The following is a 20,042-nucleotide window of genomic DNA, read 5'->3' as shown; positions in this document are numbered from 1 at the left end:
GTAAAAAATACGGCCCTTCAGGGGCGCCAAAGGTAGGTAAAACTTGATGATTTGGCATGAGTAAGATAAAGTTCAAGTACAATCCGAAAACACTCGATTACGATGTCGTGCAAGTCACCTGGAAGCGCCGTTTACTGCGCTTTCTTTCATTTGCCTCGATCATTGTAGCCATTGCTGTGGTGCTGGTATTTGTGGTGCACCAGTATTTTCCTTCTCCGAAGGAACGTATGCTGATGCGTGAGAATGAAAACCTGGAGTTGCAGCTGAGCATGCTCAACAAGCGGGCTGATAACCTGACCTCGGTATTGAGTGACCTGCAGCACCGGGACGACGACATCTACCGTATGATTTTCGAAGCCGAACCCATTCCGGATGCCGTCAGGCAGGCAGGATTCGGTGGAGTGAACCGCTACCAGGATCTGAAGGGTTATTCGAATTCCGAGTTGATCATTGAGACCGCAAGCAAGCTGGATAAGGTGAGCAAGCAACTTTATATCCAGTCGAAATCGTACGACGATGTATTTGAAATGGCGAAGAACAAAACCGAGATGCTTGCATCCATTCCGGCCATTCAGCCCATCGCCAACAAAGACCTTGAACGGATGGCTTCCGGTTACGGGTACCGCCTCCACCCCATCTACAAAACCATGCGCATGCATACGGGCATGGACTTCACCGCTCCGCGCGGCACCGACATCTATGCAACAGGCGACGGTGTGGTAGAGCTTGCGGAAACAGGCAGCGGCTATGGCAAGCATGTGGTGATCAACCACGGTTATGATTACAAAACGCTGTATGGTCACATGTCCAAGATCCTGGTTCGGCAGGGAGAGAAGGTGAAGCGCGGACAGATCATCGGACTGGTAGGCAACACCGGCGTATCGGCCGGGCCGCACTGTCACTATGAAGTGATCAAGGCGGGCGTGAAAGTTAATCCCGTGAACTACTACTACAACGACCTGTCACAGGAAGAGTTTGACAAGATGATCGAGATGTCATCGCGTTCAAACCAGTCGTTCGATTAACGGTTCGTTGCCATTCATATCTCATGGCACCATACAAGGAACTTGAATCCGTAAAGCTGTACTACTCCATCGGCGAAGTCGCCCGGATGTTCGATGTCAACACGTCCCTGATCCGTTTCTGGGAAAAGGAATTCGACATCATCAAACCCAAGAAGAACAAAAAGGGCAACCGTCTTTTCACCAAGGAAGACGTGGACAATTTCAAACAGATCTACCAGCTGGTCAAGGAATCGGGCTTCACGCTCAACGGCGCCAAGCTGAAACTGAAGGAAATGAAATCCGTGGATACCGATAAGGATGGCCTGCGAAGCACCTTGTTGGGCATCCGTGAATCGCTGCTGGAATTGAAAGATAAGATCTGATTGATTTGACAATGAGGGAATATGCCGATTTGAAAATGGGCATTTATTCTGAGCGCATCATTCTACTTGCGGAAGTTATTTTAACCGCATAGACATTTAGATCACAATAGAAAGGCACATAGCCTATGTGTGCTATGTGCCTATGTGGTTCAAGTCCTTTTATCCCTTTATTTCTTCAGCCCTCCAAACTTTGCTTCCCTAAACATATAGTCTTTGGGGGCCTCCTATTTTCAAATTACCTCATTCACAAATTCTCAAATGATCACCACCGTTTCCCGCTCACCAGGTACTTCTGCACATAATCCTTTACCCCTGCTTCCAGTGAAGTGAACGGAACATCGTACCCGATGCCCTTCAGTTTTTCCATGGTGGCTTCGGTGAAATACTGGTACTTGTCGCGGATGTCTTCGGGGGTATCCACGAAAGTGATGTGTTCGGGTTTGCCTAACGCCGCGAACGTAGCCTTTGCCAGATCAAGGAAAGCGCGGGCGGTGCCGGTTCCCAGGTTATAAAGACCGGGATGCTTGCGGTCTTTCATGAGGAAGATGCAAACGTTCACCACATCCTTCACATAGATAAAGTCGCGCAGTTGTTTGCCGTCTTCATAGTCGGGCCGGTGGCTCCTGAACAACTTCACCTCTCCCTTTTCGCTGATCTGGTTGAAGGCATGGAAGATCACGGATGCCATGCGTCCTTTGTGGTATTCATTCGGACCGTAAACATTGAAGAACTTCAGTCCTGCCCAGAAGTAAGGCTTCTTTTCCTGTGACAGGGCCCACAGATCAAACTCCTGCTTGGAGTCGCCGTACGGATTGAGCGGTTTCAGCAGCGGCACTTTGGCGTGATCGTCTTCATAGCCATGCTCCCCGAGGCCAAATGTAGCAGCCGACGATGCATACACCAGGGGCAGGCCGAACTCCACACAAAGTTTCCATACCTCCTTGCTGTAGCTGACATTCAACCAGTCGAAGATCGACTTGTCAAACTCGGTGGTATCGGTGCGTGCGCCGAGGTGGAAGATGAACTGTACCTGGCTGTGGTTTTCCCTCAGCCATTGGGCGAACTGGTCGCGCTCCACCCTGGCGCTCAATTTTTTTCCGGCGAGGTTGGCCTCTTTGTCGGGATACGAGAAATCATCCACGGCCACCAAGTCGCCGAAGCCGGCTTCATGCAATCCAGCCAATAAACAACTTCCTATGAACCCTGCGGCTCCTGTAACAACGATCATGGCATTGAAGATATAAAGAGTTGGTCACATGGCGGAAAGGAGAGCACACGCTTGCCCACATCAAACATGGTTTCCACCGCTAGTTTTCCTTCCGTCCCCAGGTCACGGGAATAGTCGTTCACATACAAGGCAATGTGCTGCGCCTGCACCTTTTCATCCATTTCCTGGGCATGGCAACGTACGTACTCCCTGCTGGCTTCGGGGTGATCGAATGCATACTGCACGCTCTCCCCGATCAGCCTTTCTATGCGCATCAGCACATCGGCACCCAGGCTGCGTCTGGCAGCTATGCCGCCGAGCGGAATGGGCTTTCCGGTTTCCTTTTCCCAGAATTGTCCTAGGTCGGTATAGGCATGCAAACCTTTGTCTGCATAAGTGAACCTGTTTTCATGAATGATCACGCCCGCATCCACCTCACCTTTCAGAACGGCGCCCTCAATGTCTGAGAACAACACCTCCACCTTGTCTTTCACCTGCGGATAGGCCATGCTGAAAAGGAAATGGGCCGTGGTGTATTTTCCAGGAATGGCCACACGCCACGTTTCCGGATTTTTCTTTTTCATGAGGTCCGGATCGCGGCCGATCAGCAGGGGACCGCAATTGCGACCCAATGCACTTCCGGTTGCCAACATCACATAGGTATCGGCCACGTGGGCAAAGGCATGGTAACTGAGTTTGGTCACATCCAGTTCGCCGCGGAAAGCCAGCCGGTTGAGTTCTTCCACATCCGCCAGGCGGGGATTGAAATGGAGGCCTTCGGTGGAGATGCGTTCATGCACCAGCGCATCGAAGATAAATGTATCGTTGGGGCAGGGTGAAAAACCAAGGGTGAGGGTTTGTTTCATCGGCCTGCGTTTCGGATCAATTGTGTCAAAGTCTCATTCAGGCGCTGCACGGCGAGCGGCATCTGCCATGCATCCCTGTTGCGGCGTTCCACATAGTTGGAGATGGTGCGGAGTCCGAGATACGGCACACCCGCACGGTTGCAGGCATACATAACGGCTCCGGCCTCCATCGTTTCCACCTGGGCAGGCCATCGTTCACTGGCTTCCCGGATCGCATCGTCGTTTCCATGTACCGTATTCACGGTGATGCCGCGTACGGCGGGGAACACCTGCACATGATCCAGCAAGGGAATGGTTGCAGGCACCAGCATGCCAGAAGGTGTCAGACCGTCTTCATCCAGTCCCATTTCCACAAGGGGAAGAAAAGCATCTCCGTCCTGTGCGCCCAGTTCAGGGAACCCGTCTTCAACGATCACCACCACATCTCCGAGGGAAAGGTTGCGGTCGAAACTTCCGGCCACACCGGCATGCACCACCGCATCCGGTTTATGTACCGCCAAAGCTTCAGCCACAGAAACACCTGCTGCCACCATGCCCACACCTGTGATCAGAAAACGAACGTTTTCGGAAGCACCATGGGTCTGCATGGTTGCGGCAATTTCCATACCGGTTGCACTTACCAAGAGGATTCGCATGCGGCAAAGATAGGAAACTCCGCTACGCCGGGGAGGGCCTGTGGTTTTCACAGGAATCGATACCTTCGCCTGGCAGGACGGAACAATACGTTCAGATGGACCTCACACGCAAACGAAAAAAAGACCTGGGACTGGCCGAGCTGATCGCCATTGGCTTGGGCGGCATGGTGGGTGGCGGTATCTTCTCGATCCTGGGGATTTCAGTAGCCCATATCGGGCACGCCACACCGCTGGCTATTACGGCAGGTGGTATCCTGGCTTTCTTCGCCGCTTACTCTTACGTGAAGCTGGCGCTTCTGTACAAAGATGAAGGCGCCACCTATTCATTTTTCAGAAAGAGTTTCCCCAACTCAGCATTCTCAGCTTCGGTTATCGGATGGCTTGTTGTATTTGGTTACATCAGCACACTGGCGTTGTATGCCTTTACTTTCTCCTCCTACCTGTGCAGCATACTTCCCGTGGATGGGAATGGCTGGGCGGGCAAAGCGGTGGCCGGAGGAGTGATCGGACTTTTCGCCATGATCAACCTGGTTTCCGTGAAGGGCATGGGCAAAGCAGAAGACCTGTTGGTATACAGCAAGCTGATCATCCTCATTTTTATCTCCGGTATCCTGGCCGGCCGGGGTCAGGTCAGCAACCTGCAACCGCTGATTGAGCCGGGTACGCACATCGGTTCCATCCTGGTGATGGCTTCCATCACCTTTGTAGCGTACGAAGGGTTCCAGCTGATCATCCATGCCTACAATGAAATGGACGAACCGCAGCGTAACATACCCAGGGCCATATACAGCGCCATCGCGATTGCCACCTTGTTGTATGTGGGCATCGCCCTGGGAGCGCTGGCCACGATCCCCAAAGAAGTGATCATCCGCGACCAGGAATATGCGCTGGCCTCGGGTGCATCTGCCGTATTGGGAAAATTCGGATTGTTTGCCGTGATCCTCGGCGCGTTGCTGGCTACTTCCAGTGCGATCAGCGGAACCCTTTTCGGCGCCTCCCGGCTGATGGCGGTGATTGCAAACGACGGGTACTTTCCATCGGTGCTTAAAAAACGTTCAAAGGGTACCATTCCGGCGCCGGCCATTGTAACCATGTCTGTTTTGTCGTTTGTACTGATGTTAAGCGGCGGACTGGAAACCATCCTGGAATTCGGCAGCATCACGTTCATCCTGGTATCATTTCTCATGGCGGTGGCCAACTTCAAGATGCGCAGGCAAACCCATGCACAACCCTGGATGGCGGTGGCTGCCATGGCGGGTCTGCTAGGGGCTGCCATACTGATCGTGCGCTACGAATTCGACGAACAACCCGGGCAAATGTTGAGGATCCTGATGTTATACGGCATCCTGGCGCTGCTTGCCTGGTTGTATGCACGATGGAAAAAACGTAGCGAAATCTGAGGAGGCGCCCGACCACCTACTTTTTCTATATTTGTCTGTTATGATGCACATCACCCGCAGGGAGACGTTCAATGCGGCTCACCGGCTTTTTCTTCCGGAACTGAATGATGCCGAGAACATGGAGATCTTCGGCAAGTGTTCCAATCCCAATTGGCACGGGCACAACTACGTGTTATACGTGACGGTAAAAGGTGCCATCGACCCGAAAACCGGCTTCGTGGTGAACCTGAAAACTTTGAGTCAGCTGATCCGAAAGCAGGTCATTGAACATTTGGACCACAAAAATGTTAACCTGGATGTGGCTTTCATGAAAGGCATCATGCCATCCACGGAAAATCTGGCGAAGGCCATATGGAATCAGCTGGAACATGGCATTGCGGAACTCGGGTGCCGGTTGCACTGCATCCGTCTGCATGAGACAGAAAATAACTTTGTTGAATACTTTGGAGTGTAAACATATGAGTGAAGACAAGCGTCCACCTTACAACGACCCGGAAGAAAGCATCGGCTTTGAACGGTTGTACAAATACAACGAACAGATCATCTCAAGACTTTCCGATCATTACCGCGATATCATCGAATGTGTGGGAGAAGATCCGGAACGGGAAGGCTTAAAGAAAACCCCCGAACGGGTATCCAGGGCCATGCAGTTTCTGACCCACGGATACGACCTGGATCCGGCGTCTATCCTTCGCTCGGCCATGTTCCAGGAAGACTACAAGCAAATGGTGCTTGTGAAGGATATTGAACTGTATTCCCTGTGCGAACATCACATGCTTCCGTTTTTCGGGAAAGCGCATGTGGCCTACATCCCGAATGGCCACATTGTCGGGCTCAGCAAGATCCCCCGCGTCGTGGATGCGTATGCACGCCGCCTGCAGGTGCAGGAAAGGATGACGTATGAGATCCGCGACTGCCTGCAGGATACGCTCAGTCCGCTGGGTGTTGCCGTGGTGATCGAAGCATCTCATTTGTGCATGCAAATGCGCGGCATCCAGAAACAGAATTCCGTAACGACCACCTCCGCCTTTACGGGAGAATTCCTGAACGAGACCACACGCAAGGAATTCATCAGCCTGATCTCCGCCAAACTCAGTTAACCATCATTGAATCATCATACATGAAAGCATACGTATTTCCAGGGCAAGGCGCCCAGTTTCCCGGCATGGGTAAAGACCTTTATGAAGGATCGGCAGAAGCGAAGGATTTGTTTGAAAAAGCCAATGACATCCTCGGATTCCGCATTACCGACGTGATGTTTGAAGGAACGGATGAGGAACTCCGTCAGACGAAAGTTACCCAACCGGCCATTTTCCTGCACTCTGTTGTACTGGCACAGGTATTGGGTGATCAATTCAAACCTGATATGGTGGCCGGCCATTCACTGGGTGAATTCTCAGCCTTGGTGGCCAATAAAACTTTGACATTTGAAGATGGACTGAAACTGGTTTTGCAACGTGCTTTGGCCATGCAGAAAGCCTGCGAGGCTCGCCCTTCAACCATGGCCGCCATCCTGGGACTGGAAGACGAAGTGGTGGAAAAGGTATGTGCGGATATTGATGAGGTTGTTGTTGCAGCCAACTACAACTGTCCCGGACAGCTGGTGATCTCCGGTTCAATGGAGGGAATCTCACAAGCTTGCGACAAACTGAAGGAAGCGGGTGCCAAGCGGGCGCTACCGTTACCGGTAGGCGGTGCCTTCCACAGTCCGCTCATGGAACCTGCACGCCAGGAGCTTGAAGCTGCAATTGCATCCACAACATTCAACAATCCCATTTGTCCGGTATATCAGAACGTGACTGCCAGCGCTGTGCGCAATCCGGATGATATACGTAAAAACCTGGTGGCCCAGTTAACCGCCCCGGTAAAATGGACGCAAACGGTTCGCCGGATGTTGGCCGATGGCGCAAGCAGTTTCATTGAGGTAGGTCCCGGGAAAGTTCTTCAGGGATTGGTAAAGAAAGTCGACAAGGACGTGGAGGCCTTAAGCGCCATCGCCCCCTGGGTGGTACAAGGATGAATTGAGGAAGGCCTGATTCGACAACGCCTTTTGTAGCGACGGATGATCCAAGGCCGATTTCAGCAGGTCTACATGGTTGAGGCGATGGCAATCACTGCCAAGGAAATCCACACATCCGCTGTCAAGTAAGCCGGCTGCAATCTTTTTAGCAACCGGCCCATAGTGTCCGGTAAGGGCAACGGTGTTGATCTGCAACAGCAATCCTTTTTCCTTGAGTTCACAAATGGCATCCACGGTGTGGTAGTATGCATACCGTTCGGGGTGCGCCAAAATGGGCCTCAGGCCTGCCCCCAACAACTTGAATACCGTCTGGTGAAAGTTTTCCGGAACCTGGGTAAATGGCAACTCGATCAGGATGTAGTTGTCGCCGAAGGTCAGGAGTTCGTGTACGCCGATGGATTGATCGAATTCGTAGTCGACATAATATTCAGCCGCAGCATCCACATGAACCGGTATGTTTCTTTGAGCGAGTTCCTCCCTGACCTGTGCGAGACCTTCACGAATGATCTCCGGCGTATTGCGGTAGTAATCGCTCATAACATGAGGTGTGGTAACAACGGCGTTGTATCCCAGTTCATGCAAGGCTGCAATCATATTGACGGAATCTTCCATGGTAGCGGCCCCGTCATCAATACCAGGAATGAAATGGGAATGGATATCGGTTCCAAGGATGCCAAAGTCAAAATGTTCCTTTTTGACTTTTTCTCCAAAAAATTTCTTCAACAGCGACATGGTTGTATCAGGGTCAGGCGGGTTTTGAATTCAGTATTCACATTCAAAGATAGGCAACATGTATGCACATGTGCATCTATTCTTCAAAACCCGCAGGCTGATCTCAGGAAACTTTTTCTGAATGCAGGGCCTGAACCGTCGTTTTCAATCCTTCCATGAAAGACACCTCCGGTTCATAACCCAACGCCTGTCTGGCCCTGGAAATATCTGCGAGGGAATGCCTGACATCCGCCTGACGTTTGGCCCGGTATTGGGGCGACATGTTCTTCCCAAGCAATTTACTGATGAAGTCGAACACATCACGAATGGTTACGCTTTCACCCACGGCGATATTGAACACGTGCCCCGGGCCCTCCAGGTGGCGGGCGAACAGAGCTTTGATGTTGGCCTGCACTGCATTATCCACATAAGTAAAGTCGCGGGTTTGCAGGCCATCTCCGTTGATGAAAGGCGCTTCATTTCTTGACAATGCATTCATGAACACAGGGATCACGGCGGCATAGGGTCCTTCCGGACTCTGACGCGGACCGAACACGTTGAAATACCTCAGGCCGACCAGTTCCATGCCATAGCTTACGGCAAAAGCGTCGGCATATACTTCATTGACGCGCTTCGATACGGCATAGGGAGAAAGCGGAAAGCCGATAGAGTTTTCCTGTTTGGGTAATTTTTCGCTGTTACCGTACACAGAAGATGAACTGGCATATACCATACGTTTCACACCCGACTCACGGCTTGCGATGAGCACATTCATGAATCCGTTCACATTCACATCATGGGTGGTCTGAGGATCGTTGACTGAACGGGGAACGGATCCCAATGCTGCCTGGTGCAACACGTAATCCACTCCTTTGCATGCCTCCCTGCAAATATCTATGTTACGGATATCTCCCTCCATGAAGCGGAATGCAGGATGCTGAGAAAAGTCGGACAAGTTGTTTATGTACCCGGTACATAGGTTGTCAAGCACCCTCACTTCCCTGGCACCATTGGCCAACAGATAGGCCACGATGTGGGATCCGATAAAACCTGCGCCTCCGGTTACGAGGAAGGAGAGGTTGTCAAGCGTACCCGGGTGATAGGCACTTCTGCTGGTTGTCCTGGCTTCAATTCCCATACTGTTCCTGATAATAGCTTTGATAGGCACCTGTGGTGACATCATTCAGCCATGTTTCATTGTCGAGATACCAATCCACGGTTTTCTCCAATCCCTGTTCGAATGTAACGCTTGGTGCCCAGCCCAGCTCTTTGCAAAGCTTGTCAGCATCGATAGCATAACGCTGATCGTGGCCGGCGCGGTCTTTTACAAACCCGATGAGTTGTTCGGATGTACCTTCCGTCCGGCCCAGCTTGCGATCCATGATGCTACAGAGTAAACGGATCAGGTCGATGTTACGCCATTCGTTTTGGCCGCCTATGTTATACGTTTCACCGGTTTTACCCTGGTGATAGATAAGATCGATGGCAGCCGCATGGTCTTCCACAAAAAGCCAGTCGCGTATATTCTCTCCCTTCCCGTAAACGGGGATGGGGTTGTTCTCTCTGATCCTGTGGATGGCCAGGGGGATGAGTTTTTCAGGAAATTGATGAGAACCGTAGTTGTTGGAACAGTTGGAAACAACCACCGGTATCCCATAGGTATGATGGTAGGCCCGGACAAAATGATCCGAGCTGGCTTTTGATGCTGAGTACGGACTGCGGGGATCATAGGGCGTCTCCTCGGTAAAGAACCCTTCTGCCCCAAGTGAGCCATACACCTCATCGGTGGAGATGTGGTAGAATCGCTTACCTTCATATTTTTCCGCCCAATGGGTGCGTGCTGCATTCAGCAGATTCACAGTACCCAATACATTGGTATGCAGGAATGCCAGCGGATCGGAGATGGAACGATCTACATGCGATTCGGCAGCGAGGTGGATGATCCCATCGAAGCGATATTCGGTAAACAGATCTTCCAGAAGTGCGGTATCGAGGATGTTGCCTTTGACAAAAGCATAATTGGACGCATCCTCAACATCGGTCAGGTTTTGCAGATTTCCTGCATACGTAAGTGCGTCCAGGTTCACCACTTTATAACCGGAATATCGGGTTACCAGCCGGCGCACCACATGTGATCCGATAAAACCTGCACCACCGGTTACGAGTATGTTTTTGCTATCTGCCATTGATCACACTTAATTTGGTTAGCTCCTGCTGCCATTTCCATGAGGAGGCCAGCATCTCATCCAAACCAAGTTCTGCTTTCCAGTTCAGTTTTTTGGACGCCAGTGAAGTATCAGCCCAGATGGCCGGCACATCACCCGGTCTTCTGTCTACAATTTGGTAATTTACTTTTTTTCCGGTTGCCTTTTCAAAAGCAGCCACCACTTCGAGTACGGAATACCCTCTTCCCGTTCCAATATTAATGGCTTCAAACCCCAGGGAAGCATCTCTTGACTGTAACCTATGCAGACCGGCAACATGCGCTTTGGCCAGATCTTCCACATGAATATAATCCCGTACACAGGTCCCGTCATTGGTGGGATAATCTCCGCCAAAAATACGCAGAAAGGGTCTTGTACCATCTGCTGTTTGCGTAAGATATGGCAAGAGGTTTTCCGGCTCCTCCGGCGGTAACTCACCGATGAAACCTGAAGAATGGGCACCAATCGGGTTAAAATACCTCAATGACAATACACTGGCGGAGCCGGCGGCGGCGGCATCCCGGAGCATTTCTTCGCATATCACCTTGGTACGACCGTAGGGTGACTCGGCCCTGTTGGCCGAGGAGGCCTCGGTGACCGGTAACATCTCGGGGATACCGTATACGGTGCAGGATGATGAGAACACGATATTCGGCACCTGATGCTCCTGCATCATGCGCAACACATTCAATAGGGATACCAGGTTATTGGAATAATAGAGCAGCGGATTACGAACCGATTCACCCACTGCCTTCTTAGCCGCAAAATGAATGACTGCATCTACCTGTGGGAGATGTTCCCATTCCAATTTTAAAGCCGCCACATCGCACAATTCAACCTGCCTGAATTCCGGCCTGATGCCGGTGATCTTTTCAATTCCATCCAGGGCGATAACGGAAGAAGTGGACAAATTATCCAGGATGGTAACCCGGTATCCCTTCTGCAGCAGTTCAACCGTGGTATGGGACCCAATATATCCCATGCCACCGGTAACCACGATGTGTCCGGTTTGGTGCATATTTACAGACTCCAGTAATTGAGGTTGTTGATCTTGTTACGGTACAGTCCCTTCAGATCCACAATCAATCCGTCGTCAGCAAGTAGTTTTTTGAAATCCGCTTCCTTCATGTTCACATAGTCGGTATGGCTCACCGCCACCACGATGGCATGGTATGGGCCTTTTGCTTCCGGTACGAGCGGGAAGCCGTATTCCTCTTCGAGCTCTTCCGAAGAAGCATGCGGGTCCACCACGTCCACGTGTACACCGTACGTTTTGAATTCATTGATCACGTCGGCTACCTTAGAGTTACGGATGTCGCTTACATTCTCTTTGAAGGTAGCACCCATCACCAGTACCTTCGCCTTGCCGGCGGTAATGCCCAGTGTGGTGAGTCTTTTCACGGTTTGCTTGGCCACATAAAAACCCATGGAATCATTCACATAGCGACCTGAATTGATGATGCGGGCATGATATCCGAGTTCTTCCGCTTTGTAGGTCAGGTAGTAGGGATCAACGCCGATGCAGTGTCCGCCCACCAGTCCGGGGAAAAAGCGCAGGAAGTTCCATTTGGTTCCGGCGGCTTCGAGCACGTCGAATGTATTGATGCCCATCCTTGAGAAGATAATGGACAGCTCATTCATCAGGGCGATGTTCACGTCACGCTGGGTATTCTCAATGATCTTGGCAGCTTCTGCTACTTTGATGGTAGCGGCTTTGTGTACACCGGCTTCGACAATGATCTCATAAACGGCGGCCACCAGGTCAAGGGTCTCCGCATCGCTGCCGGAAACCACTTTGGTGATCCGGGTGATGGTATGTTCCTTGTCGCCCGGATTGATACGTTCAGGGCTGTATCCGATTTTGAAATCGGTACCGAATTTGAGTCCGGATTCCTGCTCCAGCACAGGCACGCAATCTTCCTCGGTACAACCGGGGTAAACTGTGGATTCGTACACCACCACATCACCTTTCTTGAGTACCTTCCCGATGGTAGAAGATGCACCCAGCAGGGGTTTCAGATCGGGTTGATTGTGTATGTTGATGGGCGTTGGAACAGCCACGATGAAGAATTTCACATCCTTCAGGTCATCCGGGTTAGCGGTGAAAAGGATATCGGTGCCTTCGAAGTCAGATGATTCCAGTTCCTGGCTCGGGTCTTCTCCGTTCCTCATCATCTCCACGCGTTTGGCGTTGATGTCAAAGCCGACCACACGGATTTTTTTAGCGAATTCGAGGGCGATGGGAAGTCCTACATATCCCAGCCCGATGACTGCCAGCGGCGCCTTTTTTTCAATCAGATCATTTAGCATGTTGTATTTCCTTTCTTTTGGTAAACACCTGGTCACGCAGGTTATAAATACGTTCGATGATATCCACCACTTTCAGTCCTTCGAGGGCATTGGTGGTTGCTGAAGTTTTGCCACGCAGTGTATCGATGACGTTATCGATCACAAAATGGTGGTTGGCAGCGGAGCCTTTGTATGTGCCGTAGTCATTGGCCGGCAGCGGGGCATCCAGTTTGGGCATGGTGTAGTTTTCGATGTGGCAGTAGTCCACATTGCCCATGTACTGTCCGCCCAGCTTCACGGTGCCTTTGCTACCGATGATGGTGATGCTGCTTTCGAAGTTGGCGTCCCATACTGCGGTTGAGTAGTTGAGGGATCCCATGCCACCGTTGAGAAACTGGAAGCTGATGGCGCCGGAATCTTCGAAGTCGGTGGTACCGCTGTGGGTAAAGTCGGCGAAGGTTCCGCGGATATCGGTGATATCGCCGAAGAGCCAGTACATGATATCGATGAAGTGGGAGAACTGGGTGTACAGTGTTCCGCCATCGAGGTCCTTGCGGCCCTTCCAGCCCTGCTTACCGTTGGGCAGGTAGTACCTCTCGTCGCGGTTCCAGTAGCAGTTCAGCTGCACGAGGTAGATGTCTCCGAGGAGGCCCTGTTCCACCACATCCTTGATCCACACGGACGGAGGTGAGTAGCGGTTCTGCATCACACAGAACACCTGTCGTGACTTCGTAAGGGCTGTTGATAGCACCCTTTCGCATTTCGCGGCTGACAGGCCCATGGGTTTTTCACACACCACGTGCTTGTTGTATTGCAGCGCAATGAAGGCCTGGTCAGCATGCAACCCGTTGGGGGTGCAGATGTTCACCACGTCTACATCGGGAAGCGCCTTGAGCATCTCCTCGATGTCGCTGAAGAAAGGGGTTTCATCATCATTCAGGTTCAGCGTTTCTTTGGGCCGAACATCGCATAATCCTGCCAGTCTGGCGTGCGGATTTCTTCTCACCATTTCCGCGTGGCGCTTGCCAATATGGCCGCAGCCTACGATTGCGAAGGAAATGGGTTTTTCATGGTCTGTACTCATTTTTTTCTGACGTTATCATTTTCCAATATGTAAACTTCACCGCTCTCGGGACACGTAGCTTCTCCTGATTCATTGAACAAAAGGCGGTGGCCATATTCACTCATCCACCCTGCACGGCGTGCCGGGTTTCCCACCATCAGGGCATAAGCCTTCACCGGTTTGGACACGACGGCGCCTGCTCCGATGAAGCAGTATTCACCCAGTTCGTGACCGCAGATGATGGTTGCATTGGCGCCGATGCTTGCGCCTTTGCGGACGATGGTTTTGCGATATTCATTTTTGCGTACGACCGCACTGCGCGGGTTAATGACATTTGTAAAAACCATGGAAGGTCCCAGGAACACGTCATCTTCGCAGATCACGCCGGTGTATATCGACACGTTGTTCTGGATCTTCACATTGTTTCCCAGGACGACGCCCGGGGACACCACCACATTCTGGCCGATGTTGCAATTCTTTCCGATCACACAATCCTTCATGATGTGGCTGAAGTGCCAGATGCGGGTGCCTTCTCCGATAGAGCAGCCATCGTCTACATAAGACGATTCATGGCACAGGTATTCTTTTGTCTCAGACATGTTTAACAGCAAATTCAGGTAACGTAAGGAAATATTCGAGGGTCTTTTTCAATCCTTCTGCACGGCCGATCTTCGGTTCCCATCCCAGGATCTCCCTTGCCTTGGTAATATCGGGCTGACGCTGCTTGGGATCGTCTACGGGGAGGTCTTTATGAATCAGTTTGCTTTTACCGTCGGTCAGTTTCAGCACCTCTTCGGCAAACTCCCTGATGGTGATCTCCTGCGGGTTGCCGATGTTCACCGGTTTGGGATAGTCGCTCATGAGCAGGCGCACGATGCCTTCCACCAGGTCGTCTACATAGCAGAAGGAGCGCGTTTGTGATCCGTCACCGAATACGGTCAGGTCTTCTCCGCGAAGGGCCTGGGCCATGAAGGCGGGAAGGGCGCGGCCGTCGTTCAGGCGCATGCGCGGACCGTAGGTATTGAATATCCTCACGATGCGTACCTCGAGGTTGTGGAACGTATGGTAGGCCATGGTGATGGCTTCCTGAAATCGTTTGGCTTCGTCGTAAACGCCGCGCGGGCCCACGGGGTTCACGTGCCCCCAGTATTCTTCGGGCTGGGGATGAACTTCGGGATCGCCATACACTTCAGAGGTGGAGGCGATGAGCATGCGTGCCTTTTTGGCTTTTGCCAGTCCGAGCAGGTTATGTGTGCCGAGTGAACCAACCTTCAGGGTTTGGATGGGCATTTTGAGGTAATCGATCGGGCTGGCGGGGGATGCGAAATGCAGGATATAATCGAGGTCTCCCGGCACGTGCACGAACTTGCTCACATCGTGGTGATAGTACTCAAAATTCGGGTGCGGGAAGAGGTGTTCGATGTTGCGGATGTTTCCGGTGAGGAGGTTATCCATCCCGATTACGTGCATGCCATCTGCCAGAAAGCGGTCACTCAGGTGAGAACCGATAAAGCCGGCGGCACCTGTTATCAATACACGTTTTTTCCTGCCTTCACTCATTGGGCAAAATGGTTTTACGTCCGATGCTTTCGTAGTGGAAACCTGTTTCCTTCATGCGTTCCAGGTCGTACAGGTTTCTTCCGTCAAAAATATACTTCCGGCGCATCTCCTGTGCCATCCGGCTGAAGTCCGGCGTGCGGAACACCGACCATTCGGTGGCAATCAGAAGTGCATCCGCATTTGTGAGTGCACTGTAAGGATCAGATGCATACGTAATGTTGTCGCCAAAGATTCGCTTCACATTTTCGGCAGCCTCCGGGTCATAGGCTGAAATGGTAGCGCCGGCGGCAAGCAGATCGGTGATGATCTCCAGTGCCGGGGCTTCCCGGATGTCGTCGGTATCGGGCTTGAATGCAAGTCCCCACAACGCAAAATGTTTTCCTTTCAGTTCGTTTCCGAACTCCTGGTATACTTTTTCGAGGAGGCGTTTCCTTTGTTTTTTGTTCAGCTCCATAACGGCTTTCAGGATGCCGAAGTCGTAGGCATGTTCTTCCGAGGTTCTTGCCAGTGCCATCACATCTTTCGGAAAGCAGCTTCCGCCGTACCCGATACCTGCGAACAGGAACCGTTTGCCTATGCGGTCATCGGAGCCGATACCCATGCGGATCTGGTCCACGTCGGCTCCCACCTTTTCGCACAGGTTGGCCACTTCGTTCATGAAGGAGATTTTGGTGGCGAGGAAAGCATTGGCTGCGTACTTGGTCAGTTCGGAGGATCGCTCATCCATGATAATGATGGGGTTGCCCTGGCGAACGTACGGACTGTAAAGTTCCTTCATGATCTTGGCGGCTTTCTCCGAAGAGGTACCTACCACCACGCGATCGGGTTTCATGAAATCATCCACAGCGAAGCCTTCTCTCAGGAATTCCGGATTGGAGACCACATCGAATTCTGCCTTTGCCAGGCGACCGATGGCCTCTTTCACCTTGTCTGATGTGCCCACCGGAACGGTACTTTTGGTCACAACCACCTTATAATCCTGCATGATCCTGCCGAGGTCTTCTGCCACACGTAGCACATAGGAAAGGTCTGCTGAGCCATCTTCACCGGGAGGCGTGGGCAATGCCATGAACACAACCTTTGCATTCTTCACGCCTTCCTCCAGGGAGGTGGTGAACGTAAGTCTGCCCTGTTTGATGTTGCGTTCGAACATCACATCCAGATCGGGTTCATAAATGGGCACTTCCCCTGCCTGCATGCGGGCTACCTTTTCCTTGTCAATATCCACGCATACGACCTGGTTGCCTGTTTCTGCCAGGCAGGTGCCTGTTACAAGTCCGACGTATCCGCTTCCGATTACTGCTACGTTCATGTGAAAAACCGGGAGGTCAGGATTGTGCTGTAAATGCCAGCACCTGTGAGGTTATGTAAGACAATTGTTCTTCATCCAATTCGGTGTGCATGGGCAGCGAGATCACGCGGCTGCAGAGATCCACCGTGTTGGGGAAATCTTCATCCCTGAGTCCGAGGTTGGCGTATGCCTTGTGGGCATGCAGGGGAACGGGATAATACACCATGGCGGGAATGCCTTTGGATTGCAGGAAGGCCTGCATTTCCTTGCGGTCCACACCGTTCAGTTTGAGGGTATACTGGTGAAACACGTGGTCGCTTTTGCCGAAGCGGGCCGGTGTCTGGATATGCGGATTGCCCGCAAAGGCTTTGTCGTAATAGGCCGCGGCCTTATTCCTGGCCTGGGCGTACGAATCAAGGTTGCGGAGTTTGATGCGGAGGATGGCGGCCTGCAGGCTGTCGAGCCTGGAATTCACGCCCACCTCATCATAGTAGTAACGTTCACGCTGACCGTGGTTGGCCATCATGCGGATGCGTCCGGCCAGTTCATCGCTTTGGGTGAACACGGCGCCGCCGTCACCGAAACAGCCGAGGTTCTTGCTGGGAAAAAAGGACGTACATCCGATTTCGCCCATGGTGCCTGACATGTAAGTATTGCCGTCTGTTGAGCGGAACCGTGAACCGATGGCCTGGGCATTGTCTTCCACGATGGGAATTCCATGCTTTTTGCCGATGGCCAGGAAGGCATCCATGTCGGCGCACTGGCCGAAAAGATGCACAGGTACAATGGCTTTTGTTTTGGGGGTGATGGCCGCTTCCACCTGCTCGGGGATGAGGTTGAAGGTATCCGGATCCACATCCACCAACACGGGCTTGATGCCCAGGAGCGCCACCACTTCCACGGTGGCTACGAAGGTAAAGTTGGATGTGATGACCTCATCGCCGGGTTGCAGGCCCAGCGCCATCAATGCGATCTGCAGGGCATCGGTGCCGTTGGCACACGGGATGACGTGCTTCACGCCGAGGTAGGTTTCCAGTTCAGACTGGAAGGCCTTTACTTCCGGTCCGTTGATAAATGCTGCACTTTCGATCACCCTGTTGAGGGCTTCGTCCACTTCCGACCGGATCTTGTCATACTGACCAACCAGGTCAACCATTTGAATGGCTTTCATCTGCTGTACTTTCTGTTGGATACGTTGCGTTTACTGCCACCGGGGGAGTCGGTCATCCAACCTGCGTGGTTCCTCAGAAATGTACGCATGAATCCGGCCGGCAACCTCGGAGAACGATTTGAAAATCAGCGCGAAGATAAAGAATAATTCGGTCCCCACCCTTGCCGTTGCATTCAATATGAAAAGTTTACATTTGCCCGACATGAAACCAACGATCCCATTTCGTCCGGCCCTGATCCTGCTGGCGCTCGGTTTCCTTGCCGGCCGGGTCCATGCCCAGGTATCCGTAAAGGATTCAGCCATTGCCACACCCATGATCTTCGCTGCCGGAGGCTACCAGCTTCCCGGCGTGGATATGGCCGATCGTTTCGGCGCCAATGCCAATATCGGCGGCGGGTTTCTTCAAAAACTCAAATCCGGTTTGTTGGTGGGCGCCGACGGAGCGTTTATGTTCAGCGACCGTGTGCGCGAAACCAATATCCTTGACAACATATCCACCCCGCCTGACGACAACGGTATCCGCCACATAATTGACGGCAACGGCACCTACTCGGAGATCTTCATGTACGAAAGGGGGTTCATCCTGTCGGCCCGGGTCGGATACCTGTACCCATGCTTAGGACCTAACAAAAACAGCGGCCTGGTGGCGCTGGCGGGCATCGGCTTCATGCAACACAAGATCCGCATAGAAAACAAAGACAACGACACCCCGCAACTGGCCGGAGACCTGGTCAAGGGGTACGACCGCCTGTCGAACGGACGTATGTTCAACCAGTTCATCGGTTACATGAACCTCAGCAACAACCACCTGGTTAATTTCTTCGCCGGACTGGAAGTCACCGAGGGCTTCACCCGGAACCGGCGTTCGGTGAACTACGACACCGGCAAACACGACGGAACCAAGCGCCTCGACATGCTGTACGGCCTTCGCTTCGGCTGGGTCCTTCCCCTCTACAGCCGGGCCCCTGAAAAAGTCTACTATTACTAGACAGCGACGAATGGAGGCCTTGTATCGCATCTCCATTTGGTTGTACGGACTGGTCATCCGGATGGCGGCTCCTGTTCATGAAAAAGCCAGGTTATGGCTCAGCGGGAGGAAAGAAACGTGGGGGTATCTGGAAAAAAAAATCCCTGCAGACAAAGAAGTGCACTGGTTTCATTGTGCGTCCCTCGGCGAATTCGAGCAGGGCAAGCCGGTGATGGAAGCCATGATGAACGCCCACCCCGAGGTTTTCATCCTGGTGACTTTCTTTTCACCTTCCGGCTATGTACCCCGCAAGAACCATCCCGTGGCTGATGCCGTCTGCTACCTTCCCGAAGACAAACCGGGGCATGTCAATTGTTTCCTCAACCTGGTGAAACCGAAACAGGCTTACTTCATCAAATACGAATTCTGGCACGGATACCTCCGGGAACTGAAACGTCGTAGCATTCCGGTCATCAACCTGTCGGGTGTGTTTCGTCCCAACCAGCGGTTTTTCAAATGGTATGGGGGATTCTTCTTCCGCGACCTGCAAGGATTCCGACACTTCTTCGTGCAGGATCATGCCTCCGCCCGGTGCCTGGAATCTGCGGGCATCAAGCAAGTGACCATCAGCGGCGATACGCGGTTCGACCGGGTGCGGGAAATAGCTGAAGCGTCGGAAACACTGCCACTGCTTGACGTTTTCGCACAGGACAGGAAAGTGGTGGTGGCCGGAAGCTGCTGGCCGACGGAAGAACACCTGATCTACCAGGTGATGAAAAGCGGACTGGATACGAAATGGGTGTTGGCGCCGCATGATGTGGGTTCGCATCACATTGATAGGATGGCCTCACGTCTGCCCCTCCCCTTCGTGCGTTATTCCGAAGCCACGCCGGAAACGTTGGCGCAGGCCCAGGTGCTGCTGGTGGATCAGGTAGGACTGCTATCCCGCATCTACAAATACGGGCATGCAGCCATTGTGGGAGGCGGGTTCAGCGGAAAGTTGCACAACATCCTGGAACCGGCCGCATTCGGACTGCCGGTGCTCTGGGGTCCCAGGCACAGACGTTTCTGGGAAGCGGAAGCCCTCATCGAAAAGGGTGGCGGATTTGTATTCACCGATGGTGTATCCCTTCTGAAAACCCTGACCTTCGTGCTGGAGGAACCTTTCGTCGGACAAATGGCCGGGGAGGTCAGCCGTCAGTTTGTACGCACAGGCTCGGGCGCCACCCGCATCATCATGGAACACCTGTTTCCCGTTACGGCATAAAAAA

General features: G+C 52.4%; 21 protein-coding genes. 8 read left to right on the top strand and 13 right to left on the bottom strand.

Annotated features, from left to right (window positions below; all coding sequences use genetic code 11):
- Positions 1–56 precede the first annotated feature (56 nt).
- Together H6585_01725 and H6585_01720 are read left to right on the top strand one after the other, a co-directional pair.
- Positions 57–1,025 carry a M23 family metallopeptidase gene (locus tag H6585_01725; GenBank protein MCB9447046.1) on the top strand — a complete coding sequence of 323 codons (969 nt, stop codon included), beginning with the start codon at positions 57–59 and terminating at the stop codon, positions 1,023–1,025.
- A 23-nt stretch (positions 1,026–1,048) separates the two neighbouring features.
- Positions 1,049–1,387, top strand: coding sequence for a MerR family transcriptional regulator (locus tag H6585_01720; GenBank protein ID MCB9447045.1), 339 nt, complete (start codon positions 1,049–1,051; stop codon positions 1,385–1,387).
- A 262-nt stretch (positions 1,388–1,649) separates the two neighbouring features.
- On the opposite strand, the gene rfaD is transcribed toward H6585_01720, so the two are convergent.
- Genes rfaD through mqnB form a run of 3 tightly spaced genes read right to left on the bottom strand, consistent with a single transcriptional unit; the run spans position 1,650 to position 4,095 of the window.
- The gene (gene rfaD / locus H6585_01715) at positions 1,650–2,615 is read right to left on the bottom strand and encodes an ADP-glyceromanno-heptose 6-epimerase (protein MCB9447044.1); all 966 of its coding nucleotides are present in this window, start codon (positions 2,613–2,615) and stop codon (positions 1,650–1,652) included.
- Positions 2,612–3,460 (bottom strand): 1,4-dihydroxy-6-naphthoate synthase, encoded by an 849-nt coding sequence (locus H6585_01710; protein MCB9447043.1) that lies wholly within the window; start codon positions 3,458–3,460, stop codon positions 2,612–2,614. The genes rfaD and H6585_01710 overlap by 4 nt, the downstream gene beginning before the upstream one ends.
- The gene (gene mqnB, locus H6585_01705) at positions 3,457–4,095 is read right to left on the bottom strand and encodes a futalosine hydrolase (GenBank protein ID MCB9447042.1); all 639 of its coding nucleotides are present in this window, start codon (positions 4,093–4,095) and stop codon (positions 3,457–3,459) included. The genes H6585_01710 and mqnB overlap by 4 nt, the downstream gene beginning before the upstream one ends.
- A 95-nt stretch (positions 4,096–4,190) precedes the next feature.
- Here mqnB and H6585_01700 point away from each other — a divergent pair, with 95 nt between their 5' ends.
- From H6585_01700 to fabD, 4 genes are read left to right on the top strand one after another with little or no spacing between them, the layout of a single operon-like run.
- Positions 4,191–5,495, top strand: a complete 1,305-nt coding sequence (locus tag H6585_01700) for an amino acid permease (GenBank protein ID MCB9447041.1) — start codon at positions 4,191–4,193, stop codon at positions 5,493–5,495.
- A gap of 40 nt (positions 5,496–5,535) precedes the next feature.
- Positions 5,536–5,949 carry a 6-carboxytetrahydropterin synthase gene (locus H6585_01695; GenBank protein MCB9447040.1) on the top strand — a complete coding sequence of 138 codons (414 nt, stop codon included), beginning with the start codon at positions 5,536–5,538 and terminating at the stop codon, positions 5,947–5,949.
- 4 nt (positions 5,950–5,953) lie between these two features.
- On the top strand, positions 5,954–6,595 hold the full coding sequence (gene folE / locus H6585_01690) for a GTP cyclohydrolase I FolE (protein MCB9447039.1): 642 nt from the start codon (positions 5,954–5,956) through the stop codon (positions 6,593–6,595).
- Positions 6,596–6,615: 20 nt separating this feature from the next.
- Positions 6,616–7,515, top strand: a complete 900-nt coding sequence (fabD, locus tag H6585_01685) for an ACP S-malonyltransferase (GenBank protein MCB9447038.1) — start codon at positions 6,616–6,618, stop codon at positions 7,513–7,515.
- Here the strand turns inward: fabD and H6585_01680 are convergent.
- The 10 genes from H6585_01680 to H6585_01635 form a co-directional block, all read right to left on the bottom strand.
- Complete coding sequence (locus H6585_01680) at positions 7,480–8,238, bottom strand: capsular biosynthesis protein (protein ID MCB9447037.1); 759 nt, start codon at positions 8,236–8,238, stop codon at positions 7,480–7,482. The two genes, fabD and H6585_01680, sit on opposite strands and share 36 nt — an antisense overlap.
- Positions 8,239–8,350: 112 nt before the next feature.
- Entirely contained in the window at positions 8,351–9,364 is a 1,014-nt protein-coding gene (locus tag H6585_01675) for an SDR family oxidoreductase (GenBank protein MCB9447036.1), read from the bottom strand.
- Positions 9,354–10,412: a dTDP-glucose 4,6-dehydratase gene (gene rfbB / locus H6585_01670; protein ID MCB9447035.1), complete on the bottom strand. Its 1,059-nt coding sequence runs from the start codon at positions 10,410–10,412 to the stop codon at positions 9,354–9,356. Before rfbB ends, H6585_01675 begins: the two co-directional genes overlap by 11 nt.
- Positions 10,402–11,448 (bottom strand): UDP-glucose 4-epimerase GalE, encoded by a 1,047-nt coding sequence (gene galE, locus H6585_01665; GenBank protein ID MCB9447034.1) that lies wholly within the window; start codon positions 11,446–11,448, stop codon positions 10,402–10,404. Before galE ends, rfbB begins: the two co-directional genes overlap by 11 nt.
- A gap of 2 nt (positions 11,449–11,450) precedes the next feature.
- A complete protein-coding gene (locus H6585_01660) occupies positions 11,451–12,740 on the bottom strand; it encodes a nucleotide sugar dehydrogenase (GenBank protein MCB9447033.1) in 1,290 nt (429 codons plus the stop codon).
- The gene (locus H6585_01655; protein MCB9447032.1) at positions 12,730–13,803 is read right to left on the bottom strand and encodes a Gfo/Idh/MocA family oxidoreductase; all 1,074 of its coding nucleotides are present in this window, start codon (positions 13,801–13,803) and stop codon (positions 12,730–12,732) included. Before H6585_01655 ends, H6585_01660 begins: the two co-directional genes overlap by 11 nt.
- Positions 13,800–14,381 (bottom strand): N-acetyltransferase, encoded by a 582-nt coding sequence (locus H6585_01650; GenBank protein MCB9447031.1) that lies wholly within the window; start codon positions 14,379–14,381, stop codon positions 13,800–13,802. The genes H6585_01655 and H6585_01650 overlap by 4 nt, the downstream gene beginning before the upstream one ends.
- Positions 14,374–15,342 (bottom strand): SDR family oxidoreductase, encoded by a 969-nt coding sequence (locus H6585_01645; protein MCB9447030.1) that lies wholly within the window; start codon positions 15,340–15,342, stop codon positions 14,374–14,376. Before H6585_01645 ends, H6585_01650 begins: the two co-directional genes overlap by 8 nt.
- A complete protein-coding gene (locus tag H6585_01640; protein ID MCB9447029.1) occupies positions 15,335–16,654 on the bottom strand; it encodes a UDP-glucose/GDP-mannose dehydrogenase family protein in 1,320 nt (439 codons plus the stop codon). Before H6585_01640 ends, H6585_01645 begins: the two co-directional genes overlap by 8 nt.
- 16 nt (positions 16,655–16,670) lie before the next feature.
- Complete coding sequence (locus H6585_01635) at positions 16,671–17,804, bottom strand: DegT/DnrJ/EryC1/StrS family aminotransferase (GenBank protein ID MCB9447028.1); 1,134 nt, start codon at positions 17,802–17,804, stop codon at positions 16,671–16,673.
- A gap of 202 nt (positions 17,805–18,006) precedes the next feature.
- On the opposite strand from H6585_01635, the gene H6585_01630 reads away from it, so the two are divergent.
- Both H6585_01630 and H6585_01625 read left to right on the top strand, forming a co-directional pair.
- Entirely contained in the window at positions 18,007–18,792 is a 786-nt protein-coding gene (locus tag H6585_01630; protein MCB9447027.1) for a hypothetical protein, read from the top strand.
- A gap of 10 nt (positions 18,793–18,802) precedes the next feature.
- A complete protein-coding gene (locus tag H6585_01625; protein MCB9447026.1) occupies positions 18,803–20,038 on the top strand; it encodes a 3-deoxy-D-manno-octulosonic acid transferase in 1,236 nt (411 codons plus the stop codon).
- Positions 20,039–20,042: the final 4 nt, after the last annotated feature.

The organism is Flavobacteriales bacterium (genome assembly GCA_020635855.1).
GTDB lineage: Bacteria > Bacteroidota > Bacteroidia > JACJYZ01 > JACJYZ01 > JACJYZ01.
The sequence above is the reverse complement of the archived record's forward strand: the minus strand, read 5'-3'. Positions and strand labels throughout refer to the sequence as shown.

Excerpts from the sequence above, each read along its gene's own strand:
- H6585_01725 (MCB9447046.1), top strand. The coding sequence starts at position 57 with ATGAGTAAGATAAAGTTCAAGTACAATCCGAAAACACTCGATTACGAT.
- H6585_01720 (MCB9447045.1), top strand. The coding sequence starts at position 1,049 with ATGGCACCATACAAGGAACTTGAATCCGTAAAGCTGTACTACTCCATC.
- rfaD (MCB9447044.1), bottom strand. The coding sequence starts at position 2,615 with ATGATCGTTGTTACAGGAGCCGCAGGGTTCATAGGAAGTTGTTTATTG.
- H6585_01710 (MCB9447043.1), bottom strand. The coding sequence starts at position 3,460 with ATGAAACAAACCCTCACCCTTGGTTTTTCACCCTGCCCCAACGATACA.
- mqnB (MCB9447042.1), bottom strand. The coding sequence starts at position 4,095 with ATGCGAATCCTCTTGGTAAGTGCAACCGGTATGGAAATTGCCGCAACC.
- H6585_01700 (MCB9447041.1), top strand. The coding sequence starts at position 4,191 with ATGGACCTCACACGCAAACGAAAAAAAGACCTGGGACTGGCCGAGCTG.
- H6585_01695 (MCB9447040.1), top strand. The coding sequence starts at position 5,536 with ATGATGCACATCACCCGCAGGGAGACGTTCAATGCGGCTCACCGGCTT.
- folE (MCB9447039.1), top strand. The coding sequence starts at position 5,954 with ATGAGTGAAGACAAGCGTCCACCTTACAACGACCCGGAAGAAAGCATC.
- fabD (MCB9447038.1), top strand. The coding sequence starts at position 6,616 with ATGAAAGCATACGTATTTCCAGGGCAAGGCGCCCAGTTTCCCGGCATG.
- H6585_01675 (MCB9447036.1), bottom strand. The coding sequence starts at position 9,364 with ATGGGAATTGAAGCCAGGACAACCAGCAGAAGTGCCTATCACCCGGGT.
- rfbB (MCB9447035.1), bottom strand. The coding sequence starts at position 10,412 with ATGGCAGATAGCAAAAACATACTCGTAACCGGTGGTGCAGGTTTTATC.
- galE (MCB9447034.1), bottom strand. The coding sequence starts at position 11,448 with ATGCACCAAACCGGACACATCGTGGTTACCGGTGGCATGGGATATATT.
- H6585_01660 (MCB9447033.1), bottom strand. The coding sequence starts at position 12,740 with ATGCTAAATGATCTGATTGAAAAAAAGGCGCCGCTGGCAGTCATCGGG.
- H6585_01655 (MCB9447032.1), bottom strand. The coding sequence starts at position 13,803 with ATGAGTACAGACCATGAAAAACCCATTTCCTTCGCAATCGTAGGCTGC.
- H6585_01650 (MCB9447031.1), bottom strand. The coding sequence starts at position 14,381 with ATGTCTGAGACAAAAGAATACCTGTGCCATGAATCGTCTTATGTAGAC.
- H6585_01645 (MCB9447030.1), bottom strand. The coding sequence starts at position 15,342 with ATGAGTGAAGGCAGGAAAAAACGTGTATTGATAACAGGTGCCGCCGGC.
- H6585_01640 (MCB9447029.1), bottom strand. The coding sequence starts at position 16,654 with ATGAACGTAGCAGTAATCGGAAGCGGATACGTCGGACTTGTAACAGGC.
- H6585_01635 (MCB9447028.1), bottom strand. The coding sequence starts at position 17,804 with ATGAAAGCCATTCAAATGGTTGACCTGGTTGGTCAGTATGACAAGATC.
- H6585_01630 (MCB9447027.1), top strand. The coding sequence starts at position 18,007 with ATGAAACCAACGATCCCATTTCGTCCGGCCCTGATCCTGCTGGCGCTC.
- H6585_01625 (MCB9447026.1), top strand. The coding sequence starts at position 18,803 with ATGGAGGCCTTGTATCGCATCTCCATTTGGTTGTACGGACTGGTCATC.